Source organism: Streptomyces sp. RP5T (assembly GCF_003933965.1).
Taxonomy (GTDB): domain Bacteria; phylum Actinomycetota; class Actinomycetes; order Streptomycetales; family Streptomycetaceae; genus Streptomyces.
Genome location: NZ_RSAJ01000550.1, coordinates 1 through 5,535, shown reverse-complemented (window position 1 = coordinate 5,535; position 5,535 = coordinate 1). Strand labels below are relative to the sequence as shown.

At 73.3% G+C, this 5,535-nt stretch carries 4 protein-coding genes; 2 read left to right on the top strand and 2 right to left on the bottom strand.

The window, feature by feature from the left end; genetic code table 11:
• Window positions 1-148 precede the first annotated feature (148 nt).
• Window positions 149-451 carry a DUF4232 domain-containing protein gene (locus EHS43_RS48345; protein WP_260470870.1) on the bottom strand — a complete coding sequence of 101 codons (303 nt, stop codon included), beginning with the start codon at window positions 449-451 and terminating at the stop codon, window positions 149-151.
• A 161-nt stretch (window positions 452-612) separates the two neighbouring features.
• On the opposite strand from EHS43_RS48345, the gene EHS43_RS48340 reads away from it, so the two are divergent.
• Together EHS43_RS48340 and EHS43_RS35995 are read left to right on the top strand one after the other, a co-directional pair.
• The gene (locus EHS43_RS48340; RefSeq protein ID WP_260470869.1) at window positions 613-786 is read left to right on the top strand and encodes a hypothetical protein; all 174 of its coding nucleotides are present in this window, start codon (window positions 613-615) and stop codon (window positions 784-786) included.
• A 396-nt stretch (window positions 787-1,182) separates the two neighbouring features.
• Window positions 1,183-4,662 (top strand): BTAD domain-containing putative transcriptional regulator, encoded by a 3,480-nt coding sequence (locus tag EHS43_RS35995; protein ID WP_185806560.1) that lies wholly within the window; start codon window positions 1,183-1,185, stop codon window positions 4,660-4,662.
• 20 nt (window positions 4,663-4,682) lie between these two features.
• Here the strand turns inward: EHS43_RS35995 and EHS43_RS35990 are convergent.
• A partial coding sequence (locus tag EHS43_RS35990) for an RICIN domain-containing protein (protein ID WP_148104172.1) occupies window positions 4,683-5,535 on the bottom strand: 853 nt, incomplete at its 5' end.

Here is a 5,535-nt window from a genome sequence, read left to right as displayed (position 1 = left end):
ACCGTACGCCCCCACCCACGCCACCCGCTGTGAACCGGACCCCGGATGCCGAGAACGCCTTCAACGCCGGTGATCCTGCCAGCAGGGAAGCGCCTGTTCGTCGCCTCCCGCGCGACCACAACTGCCGCTGTCCGTGGCGGCCCTCCGCTCAGGAGAGCTTGACCGTCGATACGGTGGTGACGGTGACGGTGTCGTCGCACTCGGCGAACTGGCCGTCGTCCAGGGCCATCTGGTGCGCCCCGGACCCCGGCAGTTGGACCACCATGGTGGGGTACACCACGGGCGCCGAACCGGACACGCAGTATCCGTCGCCTTCTCCCTGCACCTGTACGAAGGTCAGCTTCACCCAGGCCTTGCCGCCGGGGGCCACCTTCACCGACGCCGCGGTTCCGGTCGACTTGACGGTGAGCGGGACGTTCATCTCGGGAGAGCCGTTCCCGGCGCCGGCCACCGTGGGGTCCGGAGACGTTGGTGAACTCGACGACGGCCGCCCCGGTCCCCGTACCGCTGGGCCGTACATCGGCCTGACGGGCGGTCGCCTTCAGGCTGCCCGCGGCGCAGGTCGCCGCCGAACCGGCCGCCGAGGGTGCGGACGACGAAGGCGCGGAGGCGGTGGGCGAGGGCAGGGAGGCCGACGGAGTCGAGGGGCCGGAGGGCGTGTGGGAGCCGGAGGCTGAGCCGCCGGGCTTCGGGGCGCCGGGCGTGAGGGACGAGCTCGCCGAGTCGGCGGCCCCGGACGGGGTGACGCCGCCGTCCGCGGTGCCCGCTCCGCCTCCACCGGGCTGACATCCCGCCACCGCCAGCGCCGTCGAAGCCACGACAACCGCCATCGCCGCACCGCGCATCTTGCTCACGTACCGCATGCTGTCCCCCGAGTTCCAGTTGTCCGGAGTGTGGCTCCTTGCCACTCCCGTCGAACCAGACAGGACCGTGGGCCCGGCAGTTCTCCCACACTCCGACCTGTTACCCACCGGTGACGAAATCCGGCCACAACCGCCGTGGAATGGCCCGAACCGGCTGTTGGCAGCGGCTTCCGGCCGGAGGAGCGACCACCGTCACCAAGTCGGAAGCCGATGCTTGGACCGACACCGCCGCATGTCAGACGCCCGGTGACTCGATCGGGACCCGTACCGGCCCCTTCCGAACGGGCGGCACAAGAGCAGCCTTTACGATTTGTGCACCATGCTGCGGTTGAGAGTGCTCGGGTCCGTCGAGGCCGACGTGAACGGCGTGCGGGTCGGGCTCGGAGGGCCACGACAGCGTGCCGTTCTCGCGCTGCTCCTGTGCGCCCGCGGCGAGGTGCTGTCCGCCGACCGGATGGTCGACCAGGTGTGGGAGGGCAGACCGCCTACGCGTGCCCTCGCCTCCCTGCAGTCGTACGTGTCGAATCTGCGGCGGATCCTCGAACCGGGGCGGGCGCCCCGGGCGCGGGCCGAGGTGCTGGTCAGCGACGTGACCGGATACGCCGTGCGGGTACCGGACGGCACCCTGGACGCCTGGCGGTTCGAGCAGGCGGTGTGCCGGGCGCGCGAGACACCCTCCGCGCACGAAACCCGGGAACTGCTTCAGGAGGCGCTGGGATGGTGGCGCGGACCGGCCTACGCGGAGGTCGCCGACGCCGAGTGGGCGCTCGCCGAGGTCGCCCGGCTCAACGAACTGCGCCTGCACGCCAAGGAGTTGCTCATCGACGCGCTCGTGCGTGACGGACTCTGGAGCGAGGCGGTGCCGTCGGCCGAGGCGCTGACCAGGGAGCACCCCCTGCGCGAGGAGGGCTGGCGGCTGCTGGCCACGGCGCTGTGGGGCGCGGGCCGACGGGCGGACGCACTCGACGCGCTGCGGCGCAATCGGCGGGTGCTTCACGACGAGCTCCGCCTGGCTCCCGGACCCGCGCTGGTCGAGCTGGAGCGTGCCATCGTCGGACGACGGGACGACCAACGGGCGGCGCGGTCGGCCGTACGGCCCGACCGGGTGGAACGCAAGGACGTGCCGTCGGGGCGGCCCGCCCTCGCGGGTAGGTCGCTCACCGCCGGGAGCGCGCCGGACACGGGCGGCCGACGCGGCCCCGGGGCCGATGTGCCGGCGGTGCGCGAGGCCGGTGACCGCTCGGCGGGCACGTCCGCGGGGCTCACCGACGATCACGGGACGGCGTCCTGCGCCGGTGCGGACGAGCTGTTCGTCGGACGGGACGGCGAGTTGCGGGTGATCGAGCGGGCCGCCCGGGAAGGACGGCGGACCGGGGGCGTCGTGCAGGTCACCGGCGAGCCCGGAGTCGGCAAGACACGACTGCTGGGGCGGGCGGTCCAGTGGCTGCGGAGCGAAGGGTGGCAGGTCGTCGTGGGGCGGTGCCCCGAGTTCGACGGGGCCCCGCCCGCCTGGGCCTGGGTCGAGGCCCTGCGGGAGCTGGCCCGGCGCGTCCCGCCCGGGGATCCGGACGCGGTGGCCCCGCTGGTGGGCGAGGGGGCCGGCGGACCGGCCGCGCCGACGGACGCCGTGGCCGGACGGTTCTCGCTGCACCACGCCGTGGCCGCCTGGATGGCACGGGCCGTCACCGAAGCGGGCCCACTGGCCGTGATCCTCGACGACCTCCATCGGGCGGACACCGAGACCCTCGCGCTCCTGGAACACCTCACTGCGGCCGACGGGCCGCCCGTGCTGGTACTCACCGCGCACCGGTCCACCGAAGCCGGTGAACGGCTCACCGGCACGCTCGCCCAGCTCGCCGCCCGGTCGCCGCACCGCATCGCCCTCGGCGGCCTGGCCGACGACGAGGTGCGGGCCCTGGCGACCGCCGTCTGCGGCGCGCCCGTCGACCGGCACACGCTCGCCGCGCTCACCGAACGGACCGGCGGCAACCCCTTCTACGTACGGGAGAGCGCACGGCTGCTGGCCAGCGAAGGGTCCCTCGTAGCGCTGTCCGAGGTGCCGCAGGGGGTCCGGGACGTGCTGCGGCGGCGCCTCGCCCAACTGCCCGCGCACGCCTTCGAGGTGCTGCGACTGGCCGCCGTGGTCGGGCGGGAAGCCGACGTGGAAGTCCTCGTGCGCGCCGCCGGGGCCGCCGAGGACGACGTCCTCGACGGGCTGGAGGCGGGAGTGATGGCCGGTCTGCTCGTCGAACCCGCACCGGGCCGCGTCCGGTTCGCGCACGCCCTCGTCCGGGACACCCTGTACACCGACCTGACCCGGCTGCGGCGCGGACGGACACATGCCAAGGTCGCCGAGGCCCTGCGCGCACTGCGTCCCGACGGCCACACCGCCCTCGCCCACCACTGTGCCCAGTCCGGTACGGCCGCCCTGGCCCCCCTCGCCGTCGAACACGGCCTGCGTGCGGCCGAGTTGGCCGAGCGACGCTACGCACACGACGCCGCTGTACGGATGCTGGAACGGGTCGTCGAGTCGTACGAGCGCATACCCGCCCCCGGTGACGACCGGGATGCCCGGCGCGTCGAGCTGCTCGGAAAACTGTTGCGGGCGCAGGTGCGGGCAGGCACGACACTCGCCGCGCGGCGGACCAGGGGACGGGCGATAGAGATCGCCGAACAGGCGGGCAGGGACGACCTGTTGACCTCCGCACTCACCGGATGGCAGGTGCCCACGCCCTGGCAGACGCGCCCCTACGGCTTCGTCGACCGGCCCCTCGTCAGGGCCCTGGAGCGGCTCCTCGCCGCCGACAGCCCCGACTTGGGCACCCGCTGCCTGCTCCTCGACACCCTCGTCGCCGAACTGGCCGGTGAGCACGATGCTGCCCGGGTGGTGACGGCGGCCCGGGAGCTGGTCGCCGTGGCCCGGCGCTCCGACGACCCGGCACTGCTCGCCCTGGCACTGGCCTCGGCGGCCAAATGCCGTTCCTACGAAAGGGCCGTCACCTTCCGGGCCCGGACCTCCACCGAGCTGCGCACCCTCGCCGAGCACCTCGACCTGCCGGTCTACCGGTGGGTGTGCGAGTTCATCGACGGCAGTGTCGCGGGCGCGCTGGGCGATCCCCGCGCAGTACGGCGGCACGCACACGCGGGCCTGGAGCTCGCCCGCCGCTACCGCCTCGTCGAGCCGGAGGCCGTCCACCAGGCCAGCCTCGCCATGCTGGCGCACGTCCGGGGTGACTTCGACGAGGCCCTGCGGGTCTATGACGACGTCGGCGCCCTGATGCACCGGCACGGCATGATGCACGCCCAGAACTTCCACGAACTCGGCCTGATCACCGTGGGGTTGGAAAGAGGACCCGGTCTGGAGCCGGGTGCGGAGGCGGCGGCGCTCGCCCGCGCCCGGTACGAGCGCAACGGCCCCCTCGACGGAGACACCTACGCGCTGGTACTCGCCCGGCAGGGCCGACTGGCCGAGGCCCGTGCGATCCGGCGTGCCCCGCTGCGGCACGACCATCACCACACCCGCAACGCCGGGATCCGGGCCGAACTGGCCGCGCTGCTCGGGCTGCGGGCCGAGGCCCCCGAACTCATCCGTCAACTGCTGCCCGTACGCGACCAGTTGTCCGGTGCCGCCTACACCGTGTTCGCGATGCGACCGGTGGCGCACTACCTCGGCCTGCTGTTCCGGCTGACCGGGAACGAGGAGGCGGCCGCGCGCTCCTTCGAGCGAGCGGAGTCGGTCGCGCGGCGGTGGGGTGCGGAGCACTGGGCCGCCGCCGCGCGCAACGAGCGGAATCGGTAGGACGAAGGCCTTTCAGGGGATCACGCCTTGCCCCACTTCTGGTTTGCGGTGCCCCCGCACGACCAGAGCTGGAGCGCGGAACCGTTGGCCGTCAGCTGGTCCTTGACGTCCACACATTTGTCGGCCTTGACGCTCACCAGGTCGTGCGCGGAGTTCAGACGGAATTGCTGCGCCTGGTTGCCGCTGCAGTTCGCCAGTTGGACGAGCGCTCCGTTCGCAGTCGAACCCCAGGACACGTCCATGCACTTGCCCATGGAGCGAACCGTGCCGTCCGGCATGAACGTCCACTGCTGCCAGGACGCTCCAGTGCAGTCCCAGATCTGCAAGGGGGTGCCGTCCTTGCCGGCGCCGCCCGTGACGTCGATGCAGCGGCCGGAGGCGGAGCCGCGGATCGCGACCGCGGTGACCGTCGCCGTGGTCGTGCCGCTGCTCTTGCCGCCTCCGGAAACGGAGCCGGAACTCGTGCCGGAGGTACCGGAGTTCGACTTGGTGCCCGAACCGGTACCGGACTGGCCGGACTTGTGCGGCGCGGACGGCTTCGTGCCACTGGACGTTCCGCCGCCGGCGCCCGAGGCGGACTGGCCGGACTTCGGGTCGGCGGCGCTGCCCGCGTCCGCGGCGCCCTTCGAACCTCCCTTGCCCTGAACGCTGTTGTCCTTGACGCCGGCCGAGGCGCGGCCACCCGGGGAAGGGCTGGCGGTGCCGAAGACACCGGGGATCTCCTGGTCGCCGGGTCCACCGAGGACCGTGTCCGCGAGGGTGTCGGTCCGCTTGGTGCGGTGCTCCTCGCCGCCGCCGGTGCTGACGAGGAAAGGGGCGGCGATCAGCAGGGCACCGGCCATGGCGGCGCCGGCGAGGAGGGCCTTGCGGGGG